A 24,755-nucleotide genomic window follows, 5' to 3' on the forward strand; every position below is an offset into this window, starting at 1 on the left:
CTGAAAGTATACCTTTGAAAGAGATATTAACATTTTTTCAAAACTGGAACGAATTTATTGAGAGAGCATGGTTTAAGACGGACTAATCGTGACGGTGACCGTCGTGGGGATGGACGCATTCGAGCACGGTAAAGCGCTTCTGGTCGCCGCCGATGACGATGCCGAATGTTTCGAGCAGGGTTTGGGGGGTGAGAACCTGGTCCGGAGGGCCGAGGGCGACGACGCGATGGGCCAGCAGCATGACCTGGTGGCACAACGAAGCCTCGTCCTGAACATCGTGGGTGGCGACGACGATCGAGGCCCCGCGGCAGAGTTCATCTTTTATAGCCTGAAGGTAGCGCTCGCGGCCGCCGACGTCGAGTCCGGCGGTGGGTTCGTCGAGAACAAGCAGGTCCGCCCGGTGGGCCAGCACCTGCGCCAAATACACCCGCTGCTGCTGGCCTCCGGACATGGCCCGGAGCGGGAAATCGGCCAGCTTTTCCACGCCCATGGCGGTCATGGCGCTTTGGACGATGTCGTTGTCCTCCGATGTCATCCGGCCCATCAGCCCTTTGCCGGGAAAGCGGCCCATGCGCACAACGTCAATAGCGCGGAGCGGCAAAACGAACCCCGAGGCGTGAAATTGTCCCAAGTAGGCGATGCGTTTAGGCTTGGCGCCCGGAGCTTCGCCGAATATTTTAATCTGACCGTCGATAGGAGGCAGCAGCCCGACAATGGTCTTGAGCAGAGTGGATTTGCCGGAACCGTTAGTGCCGATCAGTGCGATGGCGCGCCCTTCGGTGAGTTCGAAGTTTATGCCAGCTACCACCGTATTACCATCGTAACCGATGTCCAGGTCGCGGGCTGAAATGTCGGTGCCGGAGGTTGTGACTGCACTAACCATGCGCGGCCTCCGAGGCGGTTGAAGCCCGCCTAGCGGTGACGTTCTTAATAATAAACACGGCGAAGAAGATGGCGGCCGCCACCAGGATGACCGAAGCTCCGGCGGCTATGTTCAAATGGTAACTGATGAGGAGACCGGCGTACATTGAAACGGCCCCAAAAATTGCCGCTAAAAGCATCATGATACTGATCCTTGAAGCGAGCAGGGCACCCGCCCCGGCCGGAGCAATCAGCAAACCGAAGACCAGGAGAGTCCCCACTGTCTGGAAGGACACGATGACAGTGGCGGCAATCATAAGCAGCATGAGGAAATGGTATTTCCTGGAGGAGAACCCGGCTACCTGAGCTTGTTCCGGATCGAAGGCGAGGAGCATGAAGGGCCGCGCGCAGACAACAGCGACGATGCCGATGACTGCCGTCGAAATCAGCAATAGCCAGATGTTGCCCCAGGAAATCCCTAACAGTTCGCCGAAGAGTATCCGGGTCAGATCCCCGGAGAATGAACCTGAATGGGACACGATAGCAACGCCCAGCGCCAGCATGCTGACGAACAGAAGGCCGATGGCAGTATCGGATGATAACCGCGAGCGTTGGGTGATGAGCGTTACGCCACCGATCATGACGGCGGCTCCGATGGTGGCGCCGATGATACCGGGAAAGCCGAAGAGCAAAGCTGCCGCGATACCGGGAAGCACGCCATGGGCCAGGGCATCGCCGATGAAAGCCAAGCCCCTCAGGACAATGAAAGTCCCGGCGATAGCGCATACAACGGAAACCAGAATCCCGGCCAGCAAGGCTTTAACCATGAATTCGTTGTTGGCGAACGGTCCAATGAAAAAATCAATCATATTCTTGCATAGTCGTTAGGCTTAAACTGCTGAACCATCGGCGCCGGTGACAACAGTGTTTTTCTTACGATGGCGAAGCCACAAAACGACGGCACTGCCGATGACCAGCGCACCCGAGATCCAACGAGCGGTGGGGATGCCTCCAATGGTCCAGACCTCGATCTTGAAACCTTCAAGGATGAAACGGACCACTCCGTACCAGATGAAATACAGGAGCATTATGTCGCCGTTCTTGAGGCGGTCTCTCAGCTTCCTGCCGGCGATCATCAGAAACGCAAAGCCAGCGATGTCCAAGATAGACTCGTAAAGGAACAAGGGGTGGAAGTGGGTGTACTGCTCGAATCCCGGGAGGCGGTGAGCTGGATCGATTGGAATTCCCCAGGGCAGGCTGGTGGGATAACCGTATAGCTCCTGGTTGAAGAAATTGCCCCATCTGCCAATGCCCTGCGCCAGGATGAGGCCGGGGGCGAGAATATCGCACCATCGCAAGAGGTTCAGTTTTTTCCAACCTGTGTAAATGATAAGACCGAGAAGCCCCCCAGCCACGGCACCGAATATTCCCAGGCCCTCCCCGCCGATGATTTTGCCAGGATTGGCGCTGTAAAAAGACCATTGATCGATGACATGGTATAGCCGGGCGCCGATGACTCCCAGCGGGATGACGATGAGGGCCATGTTGAATAGGTGGTCGGGATTCTCGCCGCGGCGCCTGGCTTCGATGTAGGCCACAAGTATGGCGGCAAGGGCGCCCAGTGCGAGCATCACGCCATACATGTGGATGTTGAACGGACCGATCTGGAAGGACATTAAGCTAAAGACTCCTTAGCGAAAGTATATACCCAAGTTTACTTTAAGCAGTAGTAATCGTATCGGCAACTCCCCGCATGAAGGTGAAATACGAACCGTCGGAGGGTATTACGTGCGTAGTCAATTCTACAACCTTGACGCCGGTTTCGTCTCCGATAGCTTTAGCGACAACCGGCGACGTCCCCAACTCGGTGAAGATAGCCTTAACGTTGTTATCTAGAATAGCCTGTTTCAGAGCAGCCAGGTCGGCGGCTGAAACCTCGGCCTGAGAGGACAGGCTGGGGACAATCACGCCGACGAGTTTAAAACCATACCGCTGGGCGAAGTAACCCATCGATTCGTGACCGGTGACCAGTTTACGTTCAGCCTGAGGAATCTGACCGATGATCCTGGCGAGTTCGGAGTTCAAGGAAGTCAACCGGTTTTCAAGGTCAAGCGCCCGGGCGGATACATCAATCTGGAGAATGTCCTTCAGAACCGGCGCCAGGGCGGTCACAACGTCACTCATGGTCAGCGGATCCATCCATAAGTGGGGGTCCGGGGCACCGATGACCTGGTCCGGGTCGCCTGAAGGAATGCCTTCACCCTGGCCGACATGTCGCACGGCGATTTGGTCGGCGGCGGTGAAAAACTTCACTCCGCCGTTTTTAGCCTGGGTCAGCGTTTTTTCCAGACCACCCTCGAGACCGAGCCCGTTTTCTACGACCAGATCGGCGTTATTGATGGTTTCGATGTCCCGGGCTGAAGGCTCCCAGTCGTGGGGGTCCTGGCCATTGGGGATGGAAACCGTGACAACTGCGGCGTCGCCGACAAGGTCTCTTACGACAGAACCGAGGACCGAATAAGTGACGACTATCGATTTGCCGGTTTTGACCGCCTTGCCGCAACCGGACACAACCCCCAAACTCGATGCCAAAATCAAGGAAGACAAAATGATGATCAAAGCCCTGTTTTTCACGATTATTTGCCCCTGCAATTCCGGCAATAACCGGCAAATTCAAGTTGATGGTCGGTGATCAAGAAGCCGGTTTCCCGTTCAAGACTCGTTTTAAGCTCGATGGGGCACCGGCCAGTGAAATCGACCACTTCACCACAACCGCGACAGACTAAGTGGTGATGATGTTCCGCCGGGCCCGCTTTGAAGCTCCGGGCGCTGCCCTGGGGCTGGAATTCGCATAAAAGCCCGAGACGGTTCAATAATTCGAGGGTACGATATACAGTTACCAATCCAATCTGTGGGTGCTTTTCTACCAGACTGGAATGGAGTTCCTGGGGCGTCAAAGATCTTTCTGACGAAAGTATCGAACTGATGATGGCGCGCCGTTGCGGGGTTAATTTATAACCCGAGGACTTGAGTTTAACCGCAAAATCTTTGGAATAGGTCATAGTTAAATGAAAATCATTTTCAATTGAAATTTAACAGAGGCTGCCTGTTGTGTCAAATTCAAATGTTTCCACCTGGTTATGAGATTATTGCCAATCAGCCGGTTATCGTATAAACTTAGTGTTGCCGGCGAAGGCGGACTCCGACACCGGCTTACGAATTGTTTCCCTTATTTTCAGCCTTAGCGGCGCATAGGCACAAACGCTGAACAATCCGGGAGGACGAACATGGTGACGGAAAAGAAAAACTACGATACGGTAACTATTCGTCTGAAAGCCGATTACCACCGCCTTTCCGATCAACTTGAGGCGCTGAAAGCCTCAGCGCCTCAGGAAGACAGGCGGGAAGGCTCTCCCTTCGGCAAGCGGGAAGAAGAAGCCACCGAGACCGCAGACCTGGAAAATCGCCTGGCACTTGAGAAAAGAGTCCTTGACCAAATGGCCGAGGTTGAATATGCGCTCTCCAAGATCAATAAGGGAACTTTCGGCAAATGTGAAAACTGCGAGCAGGCCATAGATCCCGCCCGTTTAGAGATATTGCCCTATGCAAAATTGTGCGTTACCTGCAAAACCAAACTTAACCGAACCGGTTAACCCAACCTCACTGATGGCTCGAATAAACAACCTGGGTATATCTGCGCTCGTCATGGCGCTGGTGGTCGGGCTCGACCAACTGACGAAACACCTGGTCCGTACATATATATCCTTGTCGGAAGCGATCCCCAGTCACGGTTTTTTTCAGATTATACACGCTCAAAATACGGGCGCAGCATTCAGTATTTTCCAAAATTCGATTCCGATCCTAATTGTTACCAGCAGCACAGCCCTGCTATTCATTATATGGATTACCGTGTCTCATAAATTGGGTTTCCTGGAGAATACCTGGGGTCGAATCGGACTGGGTTTAGCGGCGGGGGGAACGCTCGGAAACCTGATCGACAGGGCCTATTACGGCTCGGTCACCGATTTTCTCAGGGCCGGCCCCTGGCCCGCCTTTAACGTCGCCGATTCCTCCCTGGTGGTCGGCATGATCCTGATCGCTTTCCTTTACCTTCGCTCCGGGCAAGCAGCGGGCCAATAAATGCCGGAAAAAATCGAGCTGATCTCTGACAATACTGAAGTCAGACTGGATAAATTTGTTGCCGAGAAAATTCCGACATTGTCCCGGGTCAAGGTCAGGGAACTCATCGACGGCGGCTTCGTCAAGGTCAACGGCAAAGCGGTAAAACCATCATATCTGCTGAATACCGGAGATCGGATCGTAGCCGAAATTCCTTTACCGCCTCCCAGCAACCACCCGGCTGAACACATCCCCCTCAAGGTCATTTATGAGGACGAGGACCTGGCGGTCATCGACAAACCACGGGGGCTGACCACCCATCCCGCACCCGGGCACCCTGACGGGACTCTGTTGAATGCCTTGCTGGCGAAGTATCCGGAACTGGCAGAGGAAGGCGGCGAACGGCCCGGCATCGTCCACCGGCTGGACAAGGACACCTCCGGGCTGATGGTCGTGGCGCGCTCGAGGCAAGCTCAGGCGGCGCTTTCGGCGCAGTTTAAAGAACGGACGGTGACCAAAACTTACCTGGTGCTGGTCAAGGGCAAACTGGAACCCAGGAGCGGCATCATCGAAGCCGCCATCGGCCGGCACCCGGCAAACCGCAAAAAGATGGCGGTGACCGAAGACGGACGTGAAGCTAAAAGCCAATACCGGGTGATTCAGTATTACAAGGGTTACACTTTTGTCGAGGTGCGAATTTTCACCGGAAGGACCCACCAGATACGGGTTCATCTGGCGGCGATCGGTTTTCCAGTCGTGGGCGACGAAACTTACGGAATGAAATCCGAGCTATTTCTGCGGCAGTTTGTGCACTCCCACCGTTTAGGTTTCAAACAGCCGAAAACCGACGCTCTGCTTAGCTTTACGTCAGAATTGGCGCCGGACCTCGCCGCAGGGTTGGCTAAACTCAGTCCGCTATCTTGACAAATCCGTATTAAAAGTGCTAAATTACGATTGTTAGCAATCGACCTCGGAGACTGCTAACGGGTGTAATTTATGCTCAATCCAAGATCGGAGACAATACTCTCCAGCATCATCCGACAGTACATCGAGCGCGCCGTGCCGGTACCTTCGGCATCGGTAGCCGCCGAGTGCGGACTTGATGTTTGCTCGGCGACGGTGCGCAACGAGATGATGCGGCTGGAAGAGGAAGGGTACATCCTGAAGCCACACCATTCGGCCGGAAGCATCCCGTCCGATAAAGGCTACCGTTACTATGTCGAGAGCATCAAGCACGCCCAGCTGCCGATCAACGAACAGCTCCTGATCAATCACCTGTTCCACCAGGTCGAGAAGGAAATGGAGAACTGGCTGTCGCTGGCGGCGGGACTGGTGTCTCAGCGGGTGCACAATGTGGCGGTAGTAACCCAGCCCAGGCAGACTTCGAGTAAATACCACCACCTGGAATTGGTTACGCTACAGGAAAATCTTGCCCTGGCGGTATTGATCCTAAGGGGCGCACGGGTGCGCCAGCAATTGGTAAGTTTCGACAATCCGATCAGCCAGTTCGAACTGGCTGCGATGTCCGGTAAACTGAACGAGAGTTTCGATGGCCAGACGCGGTCCCAGATTGAAAAATCTGCCATGATCCTGTCGGATACCGAGAAAAAGGTCCAGGCCGCGGTCATCAAAATGATGCAAGCTGAAGACGAGCAGCGCAACGAGGAACCCTATCTTGAAGGGTTGAACTACCTCCTGGAGCAGCCGGAGTTTGTCAAAAGCCAGCGGGCGCATTCATTAATGGAACTTGTTGAGAAACGGCGCCTCGGGCCGATGCTGGGAGACGAAGAGTTCCAAGGCCAGGAGGTCAAGGTTTACATCGGGCAGGAGAACCGCGAGGAAACCATCCGAGATTTCTCGGTGGTGCTGGGCAGTTACGGGTTGCCGAACGAAGCCCGCGGTACCCTGGGAGTCATCGGCCCGACCCGGATGAACTACGAGAAGACCATCGCCGCGGTCCGATACCTATCCCTAGTAATGAGCGCCCTAGTGGCGGAACTCTACGGCCGAGAGCCTGGGGCGACTGACTGCGGCAACTGACTTTTTGGTGGTTAGGTCTATACCGCCTGAGGCGGTATATTTATTACAGGCAGCTTTTTTAAGGGGAATTATTAATGGTGCAAGAACATAACGGAGACGGGATCATGGAGGGTGATTTTGATGCCTTGCGCGGCGCCCTGGAGCAGGAAAAAGCCCGCGCCGAAGATAATCTCAATAACTTAAAGCGGGCTCAGGCTGATTTTATCAACTATAAGCGCCGCTCCGAGGTCGAAAAAGCGGAAAGTGTGGGCCTGGGCAAGAGCCTGGCTTACATGTCCATCTTGCCGGTTCTGGATGATTTCGGACGCGCCTTGGCTGCCGTACCGCCCCAATCCACGGAAGAGCCGTGGGTGCAGGGAATGGCACTGATCGAAAAGAAATTCCGGCAATTGCTGACCCGTGAAGGCATCACCCAGATCAAAACCGTCGGCGAGACCTTCGATCCCAGCCTCCATGAAGCAGTGCTCAGGTGCCACGGCGAAGAGGGCGTTATTGTCGAAGAGCTGCAGGCCGGCTATATGTTTCAAGGCAAGGTCTTGCGCCACGCCAAGGTTAAAGTATCATGCGAGGATGTTGAAGTGTGATTCCAAACAGCTTAGGACTTCGTTATTTGCTGAAGTATAATCGAATTGCTTTTAAGGAGGAATGTTTAAACAATGGCTAAAGTAGTCGGTATCGATCTTGGTACCACCAACTCTGAGGTGGCTGTCATTCAAGGCGGCGAACCGGTAGTCATTCCCTCGGCTGAGGGCTCGACGCTGGTGCCTTCGGTAGTTGCCGTCAACAAAAACGGCGAACGGCTGGTCGGCCGCCAGGCAAAGAACCAGGCTGTTTTGAACCCGGAAAACACCATTTACAGCATCAAGCGCTTTATGGGCCGAAAGTGGGGCGAACCAGCCGGACGCGAACTGCCAGTGGAGGAAGACGCCCGCCGCAAACCTTATAAAGTAGTCAAGGGTCCGAACAACGAGGTCAAGGTAGCCCTCGGCGGTAAAGAATATTCGCCACCGGAAATCTCGGCGATGATCCTGCAGAAACTCAAGGCGGACGCTGAGGCTTTCCTGGGCGAAACGGTAACCGAGGCGGTCATCACCGTACCGGCTTATTTCAATGATGCCCAGCGCCAGGCCACCAAGGACGCGGGTCAGATCGCTGGTCTCAAAGTATTGCGCATCGTAAACGAACCCACAGCGGCTGCACTGGCTTATGGTCTCGATAAGAAAAAAGAAGAAACCGTCGCCGTTTATGACCTGGGCGGCGGCACCTTCGATGTGTCGGTGCTCGAACTCGGCGAAGGAACGTTCCAGGTCAAGTCCACTAATGGCGATACCCACCTGGGCGGCGACGACTTCGACCAGAAAGTCATCGACTGGCTGGTCGCCGAATATAAGAAAGACCAGGGTATCGACCTTTCGAAAGATAAAACGGCCATGCAGCGGTTGAAAGAGGCCTCGGAAAAAGCCAAGATCGAGCTTTCGACGGTAGCCCAGACCGAGATCAACCTGCCCTTCATCACCGCCGATGCCTCCGGTCCGAAGCACCTCAATATCACCCTGACCCGAAGCAAGCTGGAACAGTTGGTGATGGATTTAGTCGAAAAGACCATCGCGCCCTGCCGCCAGGCTCTACAGGACGCCGGCAAGTCGACATCTCAGATTGACGAGGTCATCCTGGTCGGCGGCCAGACCCGCATGCCTTTAGTCCGTGCCCGGGTTAAGGAGTTCTTTGGTAAAGAACCTAACATGAGCGTCAACCCGGATGAGGTTGTGGCCATTGGTGCCGCCATCCAGGCCGGCGTCATCAAAGGTGAGGTCTCAGACGTGCTGCTGCTCGACGTCTCGCCGCTGACCCTGGGCATCGAGACCCTGGGCGGTGTGGCGACGCCGCTCATCCCGCGCAACACCACTATCCCGACGTCGAAGAGCCAGGTGTTCTCCACCGCCGCCGATAACCAGCCGAGCGTGGAGATCCATGTCCTCCAGGGCGAACGCCCGATGGCGGCTGATAACCGCACCCTGGGCAGATTTATGCTCGACGGCATTCTACCGGCGCCCCGCGGCTTGCCGCAGATCGAAGTTACCTTCGACATCGACGCTAACGGCATTCTGTCGGTCAAAGCCCAGGATAAGGGCACAGGTAAAGAGCAGAAGATCACCATCACGGCTTCCTCCGGTCTCTCCAAGGACGAGGTAGCCAAGATGCAGCGAGAGGCTGAAGCCCACGCCGCCGAGGACACCGCCCGCAAAGAGCTGGCCGAAGCCAAGAACCAGGGCGATACTTTAGCCTATCAGGCTGAGAAAATGCTCAGGGACAACAAAGACAAGGTACCGGCTGATCTTAACACCGATATAACCGCAAAGGTTGAAGCGGTGAAGCAAGCTCTCCAAGGCAGCGACGCCGCCGCGATTAAGTCGGCGACACAATCCCTATCCGAAGCGATGCAAAAGCTCGGAGAGGCTGTCTATAAAGCTCAGCAGCCGCCACCCGGCCCTCAACCGCCTCCGGGTGAAGAGGGTGGCAAGAAACCCGGTGATGAAGGCACCGTCGAGGGCGAGTTCCGCGAAGTTTAGATAGAATCGAATGAATTTTTAAAAAGGGAGGGGCACAGGGCCCTCCCTTTTTTGTCACCCGATGGCAATAAATCAAAATTCGAGCCCTGGCCTTGCGGTTTTATTCCGCAGCCCCAGCTACCCAACCCGAAGCCCAGGCCCAGCCCAAATTATATCCGCCGCGCTGGCCGTTCACATCGAGAACCTCTCCAGCAAAATAGAGTCCTTTTTGAAGCTTGGATTCCAATGTGCCTTCGATCACTTCATTAACCAGGACGCCCCCGGCGGTGAATTCAGCCTCGTTCCAGCCCCGGGTAGCAGTGACCCTGAATAATCGATGCTTCAAAGATTTGACCGCTGCCTCAACCCCCTGGTCGAATAAACTATGAAAGGCAGGTCCAAACTTGTTTGGCAGTATTCCCACCAAAACATCGGCGGCATCCGGCGCCCTATTCCATCTTCGTTCCAATTGTTCCTTTAAAGAGTTCTCACTCATGAAAGGGACCATATCGATGGCGACGAAAACCTGGGTCTTTCCCTGTCTGGCTACGGCGATCGAGATCGCTTCGGAAACATCCAGGATGCACGTGCCCGAAAGACCGTACTTGGTAAAAAGAAGTTCCCCTTGAATTTCATTTCCGATTTCGCCATTGATGACGCTACGGGCGGAGGCGAAGATCTTTTGTCCCTGCAACTGATGACAAAGTGGATCCTTGATTACTAAAGGCACTACCACCGGAACGGGTTCTTCGATGGAGTGACCTAGTTGGCGGGCAAGTTCATAAATGCTACCGTCGGAACCGAATGAAGGGTAAGTCCTCCCGCCCCCGGTAACGACCAATTTTCTGGTCTTTAATGTTTCACCAGATTTCGAAACTACATTGAAGCCATCGGGCAACGTAACAATGGCGTGGCAATCGAAATTGAACTTTATTGGCACAGAAAGGCGTTTCAGCTCCAATTCAAGAACCCTGAGCACCGAAGCTGCCTGGTTAGTCCGGGGGAAAATCCGACCTTCTTGAGAATATAGTGAAAGACCTAACCTTTCGAAGAAACCTAAGATCTCAACTTTACCGAATTGTTGGAAAATGGAATCTACCAAGGGTCTTGAGGGTGAGTTGTAACGGCTAGCGTCAAGATTCTCATTCAAGAGATTGCACCGGCCGTTGCCTGTGGCAAGTATCTTCTTCCCCAATAAGGGAGTTTTTTCGAGGATAATGGCCGATTTTCCATGACTAGCGGCGCTGATTGCAGCCACGATCCCGGCAGCCCCACCTCCGATTATAGCCGTGTCGAAACTTTCCATGTTTTTATATGATAACACGTTAAATGAACGATTTTCTCAAGCAACTCGAAACACCGAAGAGGAAACTGCTATACTGAAACACCATGGCAAAAACTCGGGTCGGCATCTTAAATGTAACCGGCTATGCTGGAATAGAGTTGGCGCGTCTGCTCACCGGCCATCCGAATATCGAACTCGTCTCGGTTACTGGAAGAAGCGCCGCCGGACAAAAGATCGGCCAGGTATTTCCACACATGGCGGCGCTCGACCTCATCATTCAATCTGAGCTCAGTGACATCGATTTCGTGTTCTCAGCGTTGCCGCACCATGAAAGCGCCGACCAATTGATCCCATTTGTCAACCGTGGCACAAAGGTCATCGATGTCAGCGCTGATTTCAGGCTCAGTGATCCCACTCTTTATGAAGAATGGTATGGCTTCAAACACCCCGCCCCAGAGCTTTTGAAGAAAGCCATCTATGGCTTGCCGGAGCTCCACAGGACGGAAATCCAGCAATCAAATCTGGTAGCCAATCCGGGTTGTTATCCAACTGCTTCTATTCTGGCTCTTGCTCCGGCCTTAAATGCTGGCATCGTGAGCGGAAACGTCATCGTTGATGCAAAGAGCGGACTATCGGGCGCCGGTCGGAGCCTCAAACTCACCGGGCACTTTTGCGAGGCTGATGAGGATGTCACCGCGTATGCGATCACGTCGCACCGGCATCAACCCGAGATTTTGCAGGAATTATCCTGTCTCGATCGTGCGTTGGCGGGGCTAACTTTCACTCCGCACCTAGTACCGATGACCCGTGGAATCCTTGCCACATGTTATGCTTCGGTTAATCTGAGCATGACTGCCGCCGATGCCATGCAGATCTATAAAGATTTCTATCGGGACGAACCGTTTGTCCGCGTGACTGCGGAACCGCCACACACAAAACATACCGCGGGAACCAATATGTGCCTGATTCACGTCAATGTCGACCAGCGGAGCAATATGTTGATCGCCGTGGCTGCGATCGACAATCTTATCAAGGGAGCGGCTGGCCAGGCAGTCCAAAACATGAACCTTATGCTGGGCTTCCCGGAGGACACCGGTTTATCTAAGATCGCTCAGTTCCCTTAGATCTTCCTGGTCTTAGACAAATCCGTGGGCTCCTTGCAGTTTTATTCCGAATTGTGGTTCCGGTTATTGTAGGATTGGTGTCTGCTTGGGTGGCGGGACATCACGGCGTATTAAGATCGAACTCACGATAGCGACGACGCCGATGATTCCCCCCGCGATGTTGAAAAACAAGAACGGTCTTAATACGCTTTGGACCGTACCGGGCAACCATGTCTGAATTGCCACAGGTACAGAACCGAAATCGATCCCGGAAATTATCGAATCAGCAACAATTACAGATACAAATCCAATCGAGCCCAGGATGAACAGTATTATCCCACTAAAAAGCAGTAATTTCTCGACCCGCCGCAAAATCAACCACGACAGTCCGAACAACAGAACAATTAAAACGATCAGCCCATAAAAGGCTAACCAATAGCTGGCGACAAACGTCCTGACGTCGCCAAGCCCTGTTCTGAGATCGGCCAATCCCTGGTTTATTTCTTGCGGCGCTCCGCCGAAGAAGCTTGGATCGATATCTATCACCGCCGGCAAACTGGGAATTACCTCGACGAAAAAGAAATTGTTGAACGCTGCCTGTTTCTGGGCTGCACTCGATCCGGATAATTGGGGTGGCGGGGACCGGTTGAAGGCATCCAAAAAGGTTGAATACAAAACAACTGCCGGTTGTTCCAACGAAATTGAAACGTTAAGCGTTTGGGTCTGTCCGAGCAAATAATCATGAATAGGGGGCACGATTTCCCGTAGCGTTGATTTAATCCAGGGATCAAGTTTCACGGCGGCATCGTCGATGTAGTCCAGGAGATAGGCGAAAGTGGGGTCGACGCCCCCGTTCTTGGCGATCTCTTTCCTCACCAGTTCATCCGCCACTGCAGGCCAATCAACCTTGTCAGCGAGGGGGTAAATGAGCTCTGGATCGAGAACCGTATCCCCTATAGCACTATTAAGATCGAGGGTATCCACACGGCCAAGCACGTAATCGTAAAGTCGGTCATTGGCTTGCTTAACGGCTGATTTAATTTGCTCAGAGTAAGCGGGTAATTCAGTGTTCAAGAAAGCCCGCACCGTCTGGGGCAGGTCATTTGCTGAAGGGTCGGTGGAAATCTCTTCATTAATAATGCCGGCTATGTCCAGTCTTTCGATCTGGTCATTGATAAATCCCGGGTTGAGCGCGGTAGTGTTGACGGTTATTCCAACTCCAAGCAAAAGAACTGACAAAAAGAGCAGGATGCTGAGGAAGGCCAGACCAAGACCTTTTAGAAAACCCATACAACCCCGGGGATGAAATTGAGATAAATCACTGACGATTCTCAGTTAACCGGTAAAGATTCTGATAGGATTTCCCGAATTCGGGATTGGCTGCTTCAAGCCGCGATTTGAGCCGGCTCATCCGGTCAATGAACTCTTGACGTCGACCCCCTTTGACCATCTGAGCCCAATCTTCGGCTTTTTGTGAAAACAACTTCTCAATCTCCGGAAGCTGGGGCAGGTTCAATTGAATAGAAGCATAAAGGCTGGGATCCTCAGATAAAACGCTCTCAACCAGGGTAAGCAGTGCTTTATAAGTAATGCCGCTGGCTCCGTTCATTTCAGTCAATTTGTCCAAGTTTACCAATGCATCTGCGGTGACGATCGCGATGAAATGAGCCAAACCGAGGGAGATGGACATGAGGCAGTCGTGTTCTTCAGGGGGCATTATCCTAACATGCGCGCCTCGCTTACCAAGCCATGCGGATATCTTTTCGGCGAAATCCTTTTCAAGGTTGTCGGTCGGTGTGAGGATGAAATTTTGACTCTTGAGACTCGAGGCGCCGGGACCGAACACCGGGTGAGCGCCAAGGACCATGGAACGGGGGAAATACCGATGCATTATTTCAACGGGTTTGGTTTTTATCGAAGTGAGATCGACGATTTTATGACCCGGTCCAACAAACGGCGCAAGGCTGCGGCACACGTCCTCGAAGGCGTCTATCGGTACCGACAGGATTACTATGTCTGCTGCCGTGACTCTGTCGAATCGGTCGGTCGCAGCCACCCCGAGTTCGACGGCGGCCATAGTAAGTTTATCTTTATCGCGTCCGATGATGGTAACCGAGAATCCTTCTGACTTAACCAGGTGGGCGAACCAGGCGCCCATCTTGCCGTAACCGCCGACGATCGCAACCCGTTTTTGATTGTCTCCGGGGTTCATCAATTGCCCTCTGATTTAGCTTTGGGGTAAGAACCGAGGATTTTGAAGAAAAGGGTGTGCTCCTCAAGAGAAGGAAGGGCAAAAAGGATTTTTTCGTCCTGGCGATGTCCCTCGAAGTCGAGGTAGAAGTTATATTCCCAGGCTTTCTTGCGAGTGGGGCGGCTCTCAATCTTGGTAAGGTTGATCTTGCGTTCGGCCAAAATCCGCAGGAAATCGTAGAGCGCACCGGGTTTGTGCTTCACGGCAAAGACCACGGAGGTTTTATCATCGCCTGAAGGCGGGGCATCATGACCGCCAAGAGCGAAAAACCGGGTGAAATTGTTGGGGTTATCCATAATATCCCGGGCCAGGATTTTCATGCCGTAGATAGCCGCTGCCCGTTCCGAGGCGACGGCAGCACCATTCATAATGCCTTTTTCTTTAAGTAGCTTAACGCTGCCGGCGGTATCGCTAGTCGGGATTAGCTCAAAATGGAGCTGTCGTAGGAAATGACCGGTCTGTCCCAGCGCTTGCGGATGCGAATAGACGCGCTTGATGCCATCCAGGGTCGACCCGGGATTGCCAATGAGGCAATGATTGACCCTAAGGTTGATCTCACCGGCAACCATAAGGTCTGATTCCAGCATCAAATCGTACGAACGTGAAATGCTGCCTTCGACGGAGTTTTCGATGGGAATCATGCCGAACTGGACGTTGCCGTTTTCGACTTTCTTGAAAACGTCTTCGAGCGACTCGCACGCCGTAGCGACCGACCTTGATCCAAAGTAATCCAGGGCGGCGGCTTCGGAGTAGGCGCCGGCCTCACCCTGGAAGGCGACGCTCACTTCTTGACGCTGACGCGCTAACTTGATCACGCTGCGATAAATCTCCGTTATCTCGTCTGATGTCATGCCGCCCGCAGAGGCGATTGAAATGGCGTGATCGAGGACTTTGCGTTCGCGTCCGGGATCTATAGGGGGGGTTGAACCGGCAGCTTTTTCATGACCGATGGATTCCGCGATAGACAAACGTTCAGCCAGCATTTTGACGATGTTCTCATCGAGCTGGTCGATACGGCGACGCAGTTCATCAAGGCTCATTTCAGAATCCTCGGAATGCTTCCGGCGCGGAGAGCAAAATCTGCCAGGACGATGGCAGTCATGGATTCAGCAACCGATGCCGCCCGAGGCACGATGCAGGTATCATGACGGCCGCCGACGGCGATGGATGTCGGCTCTCTTGTCTCAAGGTCGACTGTGCGCTGTAATTTGCCGATCGATGGTGTCGGTTTCACAGCAAGTCGAGCCACCAAAGGCATGCCGCTTGAAATGCCACCCAAAATGCCGCCGTGGTTGTTGGTTGTCGTTATAACTTTGCCGTTTTTGACAGTGAAAGCGTCATTGTCTTCCGAACCTTTGAGGCGGGCGACGCTGAAACCGGCACCAAATTCGACTCCCTTTACCGCCGGAATGGCGAAGTAGGCTTTGGACAGGCACCCCTCGAGAGTGTCGAAAACCGGCTCGCCGAGACCGACCGGCAGACCCTCAGCCCTTACTTCGATGACTCCCCCAAGGGAATCATGGTCCTTTGCGGTGACCTTGATGAGGTCGATCATCTTTTCAGCGGCGATCGGATCGGCGCAGGAGACTTCGTTCGCGACCATTGCCGCCCGGATCGAGGCGATATCTTGTGGCGGACTACTCTTGACGCCGCCGATTTCGATGGTGTGAGCCACAACTTCGATGCCGATCGTTGAAAGCAATTTCCTGGCTACTGCGCCAGCCATTACGAATCCAGCAGTAATCCGCCCCGAAAATCGCCCGGAACCACGCCAATCGTTGAAACCGCCATATTTTTCGTATGCCGTAAAATCAGCGTGCCCGGGGCGGAAGACATTCTTGATCTTCTCATATTCTGAAGAATCGATGTCCCGGTTCCAGATCGCCAGACAGATGGGCGCGCCGGTGGTGAAGCCGTTGAAAAGACCTGAAAAAACCTCGACTTTATCCGCTTCACGCCGCCCAGTTGCGAGCGGGCGGTTGCGCGAGCTTTTACGCTTATCCGCTTCACGTTGAATTTCGTCGACGTGGACCGGAAGGCCAGCCGGGCAGCCGTCGATAACGATCCCGACACAATCGCCGTGGCTTTCGCCGAAGCTGGTGATCCGAAAGATTTCGCCCAGTGAATTATTCACTCAAAGTCACCTTTCCTCCGGCTCGTTTGAAATCTTCCCAGAAGCCGGGATAGGTCTTGTTAACGCAATCAGCGCCGGTTATCACCGTATCGCCACAGACTGTGGCCAACGTAGCGAAAGCCATGGCAATGCGGTGGTCACCAAAGCTGTCAATTATCGCGCCGCGAGGATAACCGCCACCGATCGTCAACCGATCAGGTTCCTCGATGATCTCAACACCCATGCGCTTCAAATTCTTAGCCACAACCGCTACCCGATCGGACTCTTTGAGGCGCGCTCGTTCGATGCCAATGAGAGAACTCCGGCCTCCCGCCACTGCCGCCAGGCATGCAACCGTCGGCAACAAATCGATTGCCTCATTGAGACCGGCTTGAAGGGGTTGGAGAGGCGATGGCGAGACAATTATCGCATCCTTCTCGACGTTCACCCGGGCGTCCATACGGCCTAAGCAGTTTAACACGAATTTGTCGGCCTGGAAACTGTTTTCGTTCAACCCTGTAACCGTCACCTTGCCGGCGATCGCGCCCAAACCGAGGAAATAAGATGCGCTCGACCAGTCGCCTTCGATATTGTAATCCGTCGGTTTATACGATTGCTGCGCAACTCGAAATTCGGAGAGTTCTTGATTGGCTTCAACACCAATACCGAAATGTGAAAGGCAGGAGAGAGTCATTTTGAGGTAGTCTTTAGATTCGGCAGGGGTGATGAGGTTGATGCTTAATCCGCGTTTCACCAAGGGCGCGGCAAACAATAGCCCGGAGATGAATTGGGAACTGATGTTGCCGGGTAGAGTGACCGTATTCGTTTTTAATCTGCCGCCGGTACCGGAGATATTGAGATGGTTATCAGTTAACTCCGAAGGAACACCCATTTGGCTGAAGACATCCAACAATGGACTCATCGGGCGAAGCGCAAGGCCAGGAGCGAAAGAGATGCGGCTGGTGCCCTCAAGCATGGCACATACAGGAGCCAGAAAACGTAAGGTGGCGGCCGACTGGCGGCAGTTCAACTTCTCGTGCAGTGGCTTGAGCAAACCCCCAGAAATGCTCCAGTGCCCCGGATTTCGTTCGATCTTTGTACCAAGTTGAGTAAGGACCTCGGCAGCGGCTTCGGTGTCATCGGAGATCAACGGATTGCTGATACGGCTTTCACCTTCAGCCAGTGCCGCGGCGAACAAAGCCCGGATGGTGTAACTTTTGGAAGGCGGGGCTGCCACGATGCCACCCGAAGCGCCTTTAGCGATGGTCGCTTTCATCTATTCCCAGCCTCTCGATAATTTCGCTAATGACGGCGGCGAAAGGGCGGTTTCCAGTTTTGACGATGAGGTCGGCTGCCGCTTGGTAAAGGGGGCAGCGAGCTTCATGGAGTTCTTCAATAATCTTGTCCCGGTCGGGGCGATTAAGTAGCGGACGCTTGCGTGAAAAGCTCAGCCGTTCCTTCAAGGCTGCGGTATCTGTTTCAAGGTATACGATAACCGAAGACAGTTTCAATCGATCGATATTAGCCTGCCTCAGGATGATACCTCCTCCGCAGGCGATGATGGCATTTTGGGCGGAGGAAGAGACATCTTTGAGTACCTCCTCCTCGACATCGCGGAAACCAGACTCGCCCTGCTCCTGGAATAGGGCTGAAATAGGCATTCTGGCACGATCCTCGATGAGCCTGTCGGTCTCGATGAACTCTCTGTTGAGACGGCGCGCCAGGCGTTTTCCGACAGTGGACTTGCCCGAACCCATGAAGCCGATTAAGGCGACATTGCCTTTCAACTCAGCGCCTCGGCGGCGGCCTGACGCATGACGTCCCGGGGCGCCGTTTTACCGGTCCAAAGTTCGAAGGCGAGGGCACCCTGTTCGACGAGCATCTCGAGGCCGCCCAGGATTTTGCATCCCGCGGCCTCGGCTTCTCTGAGCAACCGGGTTTGCCGGGGACGATACACCGTGTCGAATACGAATAGACCCTGCCGCAGAAATTGAACTGGCAAGGGTGTAGAGCCTGCATTGGGGCTCATACCCAGACTGGTAGTGTTCACCACCAGCGAGGACCCGGCCATAGCTGACCTCAGTCCCGATTCAGACAGCTCGAAGCTTGATGACTCGGTTTCCCTGGCAAGATTCACAGCAGATTCATGTGACCTGTTGATGATGGCGATGGTGGTACCCGCATCCCGCAATGCAAATACCACAGCCCGGGCCGCCCCTCCAGCACCGAGAACCACGGCCTTTTCTCCCTTAGGCTCGAAGCCACCTCGCCTGAGAGCGACAAGAAAACCCGGGGCGTCGGTATTGTAGCCGGTGAGTTTTCCGTTCTCGTTTAAGACGGTGTTCACAGCGCCGATTCGTTTGGCGTGGGGATCGGTGTTGTCCAAAAGCGGGATTACCGTCGTCTTATGCGGAATAGTGATATTTGCGCCTCTAAAGCCGAGCCCACGAACGACATTTATGGCTTCGCCCAGGGCTGCCGGCGGGACTTGGAAGGCGAGATAAATGTATTTTTGCTCCAACGCCCGGAAGGCGGCGTTCTGCATCGCAGGAGACACTGATTGGGCTACCGGGTTGCCGAGAAGAGCAATCATCCTGGTATTTTCGTCGATCATACCTTCAAATGCCTATAAATCTCTGCCAATTGAGATACTGTCAACTGCCCGGGTGCCGATGATTGGCCGGAGTCGAGGGCCGCGTAGGTAAATTCAGCTCCGCAAAGGGGCGCCATAACCCGGCTTATTACACCTGCCTCGCCCATGGCGAAGGCGACCAGACTTTTGTCTGGGAACAGGTCGTATAGTCCCAGTAAGCTGAGACTGTCATCGATGGAGTTTGCGGTGGTCACCAGCTTACAGATATCGGCGCCAGCTGCCGTCAGCCGTTTTACAAGTTGCGGCAATACTTCAGGTGACGGAGTACCATTGAAATCATGGTGTGATATCAGACAACGAGCCTTCTTCTTGACCGCGGCAATCATATCCACCACGCTGGAAGTGACCAGCTCCAGATCGACTATGGATGCTCCAAGGTCAAGAGCTTTTATAAGCGCTTCCAGACGCGAATTTTCTGAACCCTGCCATTTGCCGCCCTGGGAAGCCAGGCGGTTGGTGGCGATCCAGGGCTTGTTCAGATTTTCGGCGATGGCCGGCCAATCTTGACCAATGAGATCGATACGGACCTCAAAAAGATTGACCAGTGGCGCGGCGGTTCGAATCGCCGCCTCGTCGGGTTCGGTGATGACACCGCAAATCTTCAGTCTCATTAAGTAAGTGCCTCAACAGCCAGGTTAGGGTCAATGTCATCTCGTAGTATGACACTGCCAATACCTGCGGGGAGAATGAATTTTAACTTGCCGGCAATTTTTTTCTTGTCATGACCCATCGCTTCAACGAAAGCTCCGGGCCGGTTTACATTAAAAGTAATCGGCAATCCAGCGTCAGCTATGACCTTGGTAACGCGGTCATAGTCTTCGACGGGCAGCAAACCGAGTCGGCGTGACAATCGAGCAGCGGCGGCAATCCCAACGGCAACGGCGGCGCCGTGTTTCATTTCGAATTTGGTGATGGTCTCTATGGCGTGTCCGAAGGTATGGCCCAGGTTCAACAGATTGCGGACTCCTTCATCGCGTTCATCTTGTTCAACTATGCGAGCCTTGACCACGGCCGAATGCTCAACGATAAATGAAAGCGCCTCAGGTTCCCGGTTGAGAATTCGGGACACATCAGTTTCAAGGAAGGCGAAAAGTTCAGGGTCGGCGATGATAGCAGACTTGATGACCTCGGCGAGGCCGTTGTGTAACTCCTCCAGAGGGAGAGTCGTCAGGGTGGAGATGTCGGTAACCACCATTTTCGGCTGGTAGAAAGCTCCCGCCATGTTCTTGAGCCTGCCGACATTAACGGCCACCTTGCCGCCGATGCTGGAATCTACCTGGGCAAGCAAAGTCGTCGGCACCTGAATAAACGGCACTCCGCGCTGGTAGGTGGAGGCGACAAACCCGGCGAGGTCGCCGATGACACCGCCGCCAAGAGCTATGATTGGGGTGCCGCGTTCGGCATGCTTTTTTGAAAGGCCTTCATAAAGGTGCCCGGCGGTTACGAGCGATTTGTAGGCTTCACCCTCGGGGACAAGAATGAGTTCAGGATCGAATCCGGCCGTCCGTAGCATCCCAAGAAGACGATTGCCGTAGAGTTCGGCGATGACAGGATTGGTGACCAGCATTAACCTGCCAGTGAAACCGGCCCTGGTCAAGAGTTCCGGCAAATGCCCAAGCATGCCCGCGCCTATGTGGATAGGGTAGCTGCGGTCGCCAAGGTCAATGGTAATCTGGGGATCTGACATGGCGCTATTTTACGGCAATCCTTCTCAGCTGTCGCGCCGAAGCGATGATTTCCTTGAGTTCGGATGGATGGATCATCTGGGCGGCATCGCAGCGGGCATCTTCCGGATGATCATGCACTTCAATCATAAGGCCCGCGGCGCCGGCGGCTATCGAGGCCAGGCTCATTGAGCGGATGAGATCGCGGCGGCCGGTGGCGTGGCTGGGATCGACGATGATCGGCAGGTAAGTTTCTTTTTGGATCACCGGCACGGCGGCCAGATCGAGCATGTAGCGGGTGAAATTCTTTCCTTTGCCCATGGGCACTATGCCGCGCTCGCACAGGATGATATCTTTGTTGCCCTCAGCTGCGATATATTCGGAAAAGCATAGAAACTCTTCGATAGAAGCGCCGAAGTGGCGCTTGAACATCACCGGTAAGTTCTTACGGGCAGCGGTCTGAAGCAGATCCTGGTCGTACATGTTGCGGGCGCCGATCTGAATCATGTCCACGTATTGGCTCACCAGATCCACCTGGGCCTCGCCGCGAACCTCGGTGACCACCGGCATGCCGAACTCCCGTCCGGCATCCCTAAGCCAGGTGAGAGCCTCGATCGCTTCCTCGGTACCGGCGGAACCGAGCCCCTGGAAGGAGTGGACTGAGGAGCGGGGTTTGAAGACACCGCCCCGGAGTACCTGAGCCCCGGCGGCCTGGCACTTCTCTGCGATACGGAACAGGTCGTCCCGGTTCTCGACGGCGCATGGCCCGGCGATAAATACCGGCTCATCTCCGCCAAACTCGATCTGGCCGACCCTGACAAAGCGAGTGCCCGTCTCGCCGTAGGCGCTGGAATATTCGCGGTTGATCAGTTTATAGGGCGCTTCTATCATCCTGGCCTCCTTTACTCCGGGAAGGGCTGCCAGGTGGGTAAAGTCCGCCTTGCTCTCGTCGCCGATGAGGCCGATGATGGTGAGATAAGCCCCGCGGGAGACATCGGTGCGCAGGCCGATCTTGGCGACCTCGTCGATGACGTGCTGCACCTGCTCCGCGGTGGCATCCTTTTTCATGATGATCATTTGTTTTTGTTTCCTTTCCTGATTTCCGTTTGGATTCCCTATAAACTGAAAAATCCTCCACTTGGGAGGATTTGTGCCTTTGTTTTATTGCTGATGCTGTTACGCGACTACGGCGTACCTCCCCGACGTGCCCTGCGGGCACCAGGTAAAGTAGTAATAGGCGTAATATTTGCGAACAGACATTTCGTAGAAGATAACACGGCCCAATGGAGTTGTCAAGGAAGGCGAGGGGAAGGTAGTGTATCAGTTTGAAATCCGAAATCGTTGACGGGCTAACAGTCTAAGTGATACTCTTTAAGCATGGTTAAACGCTCAAGCAAGAAAAAGGAAACCGATTTCGCCATTACCGCTTTTAGGGTAGTCCAGCAAGCCACAGAAGGCGAGCCTGAGCCTGCTAAAGAACCGGAGCAAGCACTCACCCCTGATGGCAAAAACGCCGCCGCTGTCGCGCTAGGACGCTTAGGCGGTAAAAAGGGCGGGAAGGCTAGGGCTGAAAAGCTGACTCCTGAACAACGAAAGGAAATCGGAAGAAAAGCGGCTCAGGCTAGATGGTCTCAAAAAGAGACGGGCAAATAATATCTAAGCCATTGATATATTCATAGTGGCGTCTATTGTTGGTGGCTAAAGCACAATCGTGGAGCAGTGCCGTAGAAGCTATCCAACAATCATTATCGTGATTGTCCATTGGGTGTCCATTTCTGGCACCATCATGTTTAATCGTTGCCCATTGCTGGCACAAAGAGTAATCATACGGGAGGACAACATAATTTTTAATCGTAGCTTCCATTTGAGCTACCTTTGCTTGTCCCCAAGCCCTTAAATATGCCCAATAATATAACTCAGCTATTGTTACAAACGATATTGCCACAGTTTTATTCAATAAAAATGGCTTATAAAACTCAGCTCTTGTATCTGCTTTAAGCAAATAGGAAACAACGTCCGTATCAACTAAGATTCTTGGCTTTGTTAATTCTGAAGGCGTCGTTATTATCAACTTCTAGCTCCGAATAGAGGCTAAAAACGCGTCGATATCCTCATCCTCAGGCCACCCCCCCATAATCACTTTAAGATCACTGACCGGATAAATCCCTTGTTGAGAAGCTAGTTCATCGAACTTAACATTTTTCCAGAAAGATGAAACCGGCGAGCTAGTTCCGCCTCCGAGTGATTCTTCGACCAGTTCCAAGTCCTTGATATACAGCATCGTGATTTTACCAGTGACGACGTCGTAATTTGCTTCGCCACGTGCCTGAACGAATTTCCGAACCAAGCTCAATATCTTTTCAGCCATTTGCTCATCAAATTGGCATAGCGTAGGTTCTCCAAAAGAAGGCTCAATCCGACATCTTAACCTGTCTTCTTTGGCATCAACAGAGGTTATTCGCCCCTCTATAGTTGCAAAAGACTGCTCGAATCTATTGATTTTAGTGATAACCTGTTCCCTAACAGGTTTACTATATTGGGCTTTACGCACGCCGAAAGGACTGTGAGAATTCAGATTGACGTTCTGAATTCCCCGGTCAATTATTTTCCCGGCATCACGCAACGTAATAAGAACGCCATGATCAAATTCAACCGGTAAGGGCTTACTTTCCTCAATGGCTCCTATCCCCTTCAAAAGAATGTCTACAGCTTGCTCTCCCATATCCCAACCAGGGAATTGATGCCCGTTTCGCCGTAGGTCGAGTTCAATGGCAAAGCTACCTTTTCTAACGGACACGATTTCTAATGCGGAAAGGCTTTGGGCTGTCTTTGAAGGCCTACCACTTTTAATTGATTCCCCAGTCTGTAACCGGTTGATTATTCTATCGATTGTAAGGCTTATATTCGAGACAAAGGTGGACAAATCATCGTACAAAATTCGGCCATCGTGAATTGAGTCGCCTTCAAATTTGAATCTAAGTAAGGAATTTTCGCTCATAAAATTATTGCCCTCCCTTTTGATAGCGTGATATACTATCCGCAAAGGGAGGCACAAAGTTGTTAGCGCAGCTTTGTGTCACTTACGGCCTACAAAACACTATTTAGTTTCGACCTGACAAAATAATAGCAGAAGCTCTTTCAGGTAACAATGGCCTGAGACTGTTTCTGCTATTATTTTTTTGTATTTTAGCCAAATTGACTAAATAATGCTTGACAAAGCATATACGCTCAAGTATAATATAGTCAATTAGAATTTAGGACACGAAGATGAACAAGCTAGACCTTAACCGCCGAGTCCAGATAGTGAAAGCCCTTTGTGAGGGGAACTCGCTCAGAAGCACCGCCCGAATGACAGGCGTAGCGGTCAACACCGTGGTCAAACTGCTAACCGAGCTTGGCTCTGCTTGCTTGGATTATCAGGATAAGGTTATGCGAAATCTGACTTGCCAGAAGCTACAATGCGATGAGATTTGGAGCTTCGTTTATTCTAAGGCCAAGAATGTCCCCGCCGAACACGAAGGGCAATTCGGTTATGGCGATGTTTGGACTTTCGTAGCTATCGACGCTGACACTAAGCTAACCCCTTGCTGGCATGTAGGTGCTAGGGATGCCGAAAATGCCTGTGATTTTATCAATGATCTCAAGGGTAGGCTGGCTAACCGAGTCCAGTTAACCACCGACGGTCATAAGATGTATCTCAATGCGGTTGAAAATGCTTTCGGTTCTGAAATCGACTTTGCTCAACTAGTTAAACTCTATGGGGAGACGGTTGAGGGGCAGAGACGATATAGCCCCGCTCAGTGTACCGGAACGATTAAGACGGTTATTCAGGGCAATCCCGACGAAAGCAAAGTGTCCACCAGCTACATCGAGCGTCAGAACCTTACAATGAGAATGAGCATGAGACGGTTCACCAGGTTGACTAACGCCTTTTCAAAGAAGCTAGAGAATCACATGTACGCCCTGGCTCTTTACTTCTTTCACTACAACTTCGTCAGGACTCATAAGAGCCTTGCTAATCCTTATCCGAGAACACCGGCGATGGCGGCGGGTGTCACTAACCGGATTTGGTCTTTTGAGGACGTTATCGGGTTGCTAGGATAGCAACCCGTAGTTA

The 24,755-nt window shown here is 53.1% G+C and carries 27 protein-coding genes; 9 read left to right on the forward strand and 18 right to left on the reverse strand.

What is annotated here, in order from left to right:
- Positions 1-82: 82 nt before the first annotated feature.
- The 5 genes from HX448_RS00880 to HX448_RS00900 are packed head-to-tail and all read right to left on the reverse strand — an operon-like array spanning position 83 to position 3,923.
- Entirely contained in the window at positions 83-883 is an 801-nt protein-coding gene (locus HX448_RS00880) for a metal ABC transporter ATP-binding protein (protein WP_102331231.1), read from the reverse strand.
- The gene (locus tag HX448_RS00885; protein WP_102331232.1) at positions 876-1,730 is read right to left on the reverse strand and encodes a metal ABC transporter permease; all 855 of its coding nucleotides are present in this window, start codon (positions 1,728-1,730) and stop codon (positions 876-878) included. The genes HX448_RS00880 and HX448_RS00885 overlap by 8 nt, the downstream gene beginning before the upstream one ends.
- 21 nt (positions 1,731-1,751) lie before the next feature.
- Positions 1,752-2,537, reverse strand: a complete 786-nt coding sequence (gene lgt / locus HX448_RS00890) for a prolipoprotein diacylglyceryl transferase (protein WP_102331233.1) — start codon at positions 2,535-2,537, stop codon at positions 1,752-1,754.
- A gap of 43 nt (positions 2,538-2,580) precedes the next feature.
- Positions 2,581-3,495 carry a metal ABC transporter substrate-binding protein gene (locus tag HX448_RS00895; protein ID WP_162485913.1) on the reverse strand — a complete coding sequence of 305 codons (915 nt, stop codon included), beginning with the start codon at positions 3,493-3,495 and terminating at the stop codon, positions 2,581-2,583.
- Positions 3,496-3,497: 2 nt separating this feature from the next.
- Complete coding sequence (locus tag HX448_RS00900; protein WP_102331235.1) at positions 3,498-3,923, reverse strand: Fur family transcriptional regulator; 426 nt, start codon at positions 3,921-3,923, stop codon at positions 3,498-3,500.
- 225 nt (positions 3,924-4,148) lie between these two features.
- Between HX448_RS00900 and HX448_RS00905 the strand changes: the two genes are divergently transcribed.
- The 6 genes from HX448_RS00905 to dnaK all read left to right on the forward strand — a co-directional run bounded on the left by HX448_RS00905 (position 4,149) and on the right by dnaK (position 9,590).
- Positions 4,149-4,514: a TraR/DksA family transcriptional regulator gene (locus HX448_RS00905; RefSeq protein WP_102331236.1), complete on the forward strand. Its 366-nt coding sequence runs from the start codon at positions 4,149-4,151 to the stop codon at positions 4,512-4,514.
- A gap of 13 nt (positions 4,515-4,527) precedes the next feature.
- Positions 4,528-5,001 carry a signal peptidase II gene (gene lspA / locus HX448_RS00910; protein WP_162485914.1) on the forward strand — a complete coding sequence of 158 codons (474 nt, stop codon included), beginning with the start codon at positions 4,528-4,530 and terminating at the stop codon, positions 4,999-5,001.
- On the forward strand, positions 5,002-5,904 hold the full coding sequence (locus HX448_RS00915) for an RluA family pseudouridine synthase (RefSeq protein WP_102331238.1): 903 nt from the start codon (positions 5,002-5,004) through the stop codon (positions 5,902-5,904).
- A 72-nt stretch (positions 5,905-5,976) separates the two neighbouring features.
- Positions 5,977-7,020, forward strand: a complete 1,044-nt coding sequence (gene hrcA, locus HX448_RS00920; RefSeq protein ID WP_102331239.1) for a heat-inducible transcriptional repressor HrcA — start codon at positions 5,977-5,979, stop codon at positions 7,018-7,020.
- A gap of 74 nt (positions 7,021-7,094) precedes the next feature.
- Positions 7,095-7,604, forward strand: coding sequence for a nucleotide exchange factor GrpE (locus HX448_RS00925; protein WP_102331240.1), 510 nt, complete (start codon positions 7,095-7,097; stop codon positions 7,602-7,604).
- A gap of 72 nt (positions 7,605-7,676) precedes the next feature.
- A complete protein-coding gene (gene dnaK / locus HX448_RS00930; protein ID WP_102331241.1) occupies positions 7,677-9,590 on the forward strand; it encodes a molecular chaperone DnaK in 1,914 nt (637 codons plus the stop codon).
- Between the two features lie 100 nt (positions 9,591-9,690).
- On the opposite strand, the gene HX448_RS00935 is transcribed toward dnaK, so the two are convergent.
- Entirely contained in the window at positions 9,691-10,875 is a 1,185-nt protein-coding gene (locus tag HX448_RS00935) for an aminoacetone oxidase family FAD-binding enzyme (RefSeq protein ID WP_102331242.1), read from the reverse strand.
- A gap of 83 nt (positions 10,876-10,958) precedes the next feature.
- On the opposite strand from HX448_RS00935, the gene argC reads away from it, so the two are divergent.
- Complete coding sequence (argC, locus tag HX448_RS00940) at positions 10,959-11,978, forward strand: N-acetyl-gamma-glutamyl-phosphate reductase (RefSeq protein ID WP_102331243.1); 1,020 nt, start codon at positions 10,959-10,961, stop codon at positions 11,976-11,978.
- Between the two features lie 63 nt (positions 11,979-12,041).
- On the opposite strand, the gene HX448_RS00945 is transcribed toward argC, so the two are convergent.
- The 10 genes from HX448_RS00945 to aroF are packed head-to-tail and all read right to left on the reverse strand — an operon-like array spanning position 12,042 to position 21,715.
- Positions 12,042-13,247, reverse strand: a complete 1,206-nt coding sequence (locus HX448_RS00945) for a hypothetical protein (protein ID WP_102331244.1) — start codon at positions 13,245-13,247, stop codon at positions 12,042-12,044.
- Positions 13,248-13,275: 28 nt separating this feature from the next.
- Positions 13,276-14,169, reverse strand: a complete 894-nt coding sequence (locus tag HX448_RS00950) for a prephenate dehydrogenase (RefSeq protein ID WP_102331245.1) — start codon at positions 14,167-14,169, stop codon at positions 13,276-13,278.
- The gene (gene pheA, locus HX448_RS00955; protein ID WP_102331246.1) at positions 14,169-15,248 is read right to left on the reverse strand and encodes a prephenate dehydratase; all 1,080 of its coding nucleotides are present in this window, start codon (positions 15,246-15,248) and stop codon (positions 14,169-14,171) included. The genes HX448_RS00950 and pheA overlap by 1 nt, the downstream gene beginning before the upstream one ends.
- Positions 15,245-16,342 carry a chorismate synthase gene (aroC, locus tag HX448_RS00960; protein WP_102331247.1) on the reverse strand — a complete coding sequence of 366 codons (1,098 nt, stop codon included), beginning with the start codon at positions 16,340-16,342 and terminating at the stop codon, positions 15,245-15,247. Before aroC ends, pheA begins: the two co-directional genes overlap by 4 nt.
- Entirely contained in the window at positions 16,335-17,597 is a 1,263-nt protein-coding gene (gene aroA, locus HX448_RS00965) for a 3-phosphoshikimate 1-carboxyvinyltransferase (protein WP_102331248.1), read from the reverse strand. Before aroA ends, aroC begins: the two co-directional genes overlap by 8 nt.
- Positions 17,578-18,108: a shikimate kinase gene (locus HX448_RS00970; protein WP_102331249.1), complete on the reverse strand. Its 531-nt coding sequence runs from the start codon at positions 18,106-18,108 to the stop codon at positions 17,578-17,580. The genes aroA and HX448_RS00970 overlap by 20 nt, the downstream gene beginning before the upstream one ends.
- A complete protein-coding gene (locus tag HX448_RS00975; RefSeq protein WP_102331250.1) occupies positions 18,105-18,935 on the reverse strand; it encodes a shikimate dehydrogenase in 831 nt (276 codons plus the stop codon). The genes HX448_RS00970 and HX448_RS00975 overlap by 4 nt, the downstream gene beginning before the upstream one ends.
- Positions 18,932-19,585, reverse strand: coding sequence for a type I 3-dehydroquinate dehydratase (gene aroD / locus HX448_RS00980; protein ID WP_102331251.1), 654 nt, complete (start codon positions 19,583-19,585; stop codon positions 18,932-18,934). The genes HX448_RS00975 and aroD overlap by 4 nt, the downstream gene beginning before the upstream one ends.
- Complete coding sequence (gene aroB / locus HX448_RS00985; protein ID WP_102331252.1) at positions 19,585-20,661, reverse strand: 3-dehydroquinate synthase; 1,077 nt, start codon at positions 20,659-20,661, stop codon at positions 19,585-19,587. Before aroB ends, aroD begins: the two co-directional genes overlap by 1 nt.
- 4 nt (positions 20,662-20,665) lie before the next feature.
- On the reverse strand, positions 20,666-21,715 hold the full coding sequence (aroF, locus tag HX448_RS00990; protein ID WP_102331253.1) for a 3-deoxy-7-phosphoheptulonate synthase: 1,050 nt from the start codon (positions 21,713-21,715) through the stop codon (positions 20,666-20,668).
- 300 nt (positions 21,716-22,015) lie between these two features.
- Between aroF and HX448_RS00995 the strand changes: the two genes are divergently transcribed.
- The gene (locus HX448_RS00995) at positions 22,016-22,291 is read left to right on the forward strand and encodes a hypothetical protein (protein ID WP_102331254.1); all 276 of its coding nucleotides are present in this window, start codon (positions 22,016-22,018) and stop codon (positions 22,289-22,291) included.
- Here the strand turns inward: HX448_RS00995 and HX448_RS01000 are convergent.
- Positions 22,260-22,709 carry a type II toxin-antitoxin system VapC family toxin gene (locus HX448_RS01000; protein ID WP_102331255.1) on the reverse strand — a complete coding sequence of 150 codons (450 nt, stop codon included), beginning with the start codon at positions 22,707-22,709 and terminating at the stop codon, positions 22,260-22,262. The two genes, HX448_RS00995 and HX448_RS01000, sit on opposite strands and share 32 nt — an antisense overlap.
- 3 nt (positions 22,710-22,712) lie before the next feature.
- Positions 22,713-23,636 carry a hypothetical protein gene (locus HX448_RS01005; protein WP_102331256.1) on the reverse strand — a complete coding sequence of 308 codons (924 nt, stop codon included), beginning with the start codon at positions 23,634-23,636 and terminating at the stop codon, positions 22,713-22,715.
- 269 nt (positions 23,637-23,905) lie between these two features.
- On the opposite strand from HX448_RS01005, the gene HX448_RS01010 reads away from it, so the two are divergent.
- The gene (locus tag HX448_RS01010; protein WP_102331257.1) at positions 23,906-24,742 is read left to right on the forward strand and encodes an IS1 family transposase; all 837 of its coding nucleotides are present in this window, start codon (positions 23,906-23,908) and stop codon (positions 24,740-24,742) included.
- Positions 24,743-24,755 lie beyond the last annotated feature (13 nt).

Source organism: Dehalogenimonas etheniformans (assembly GCF_014672715.2).
GTDB lineage: Bacteria > Chloroflexota > Dehalococcoidia > Dehalococcoidales > Dehalococcoidaceae > Dehalogenimonas > Dehalogenimonas etheniformans.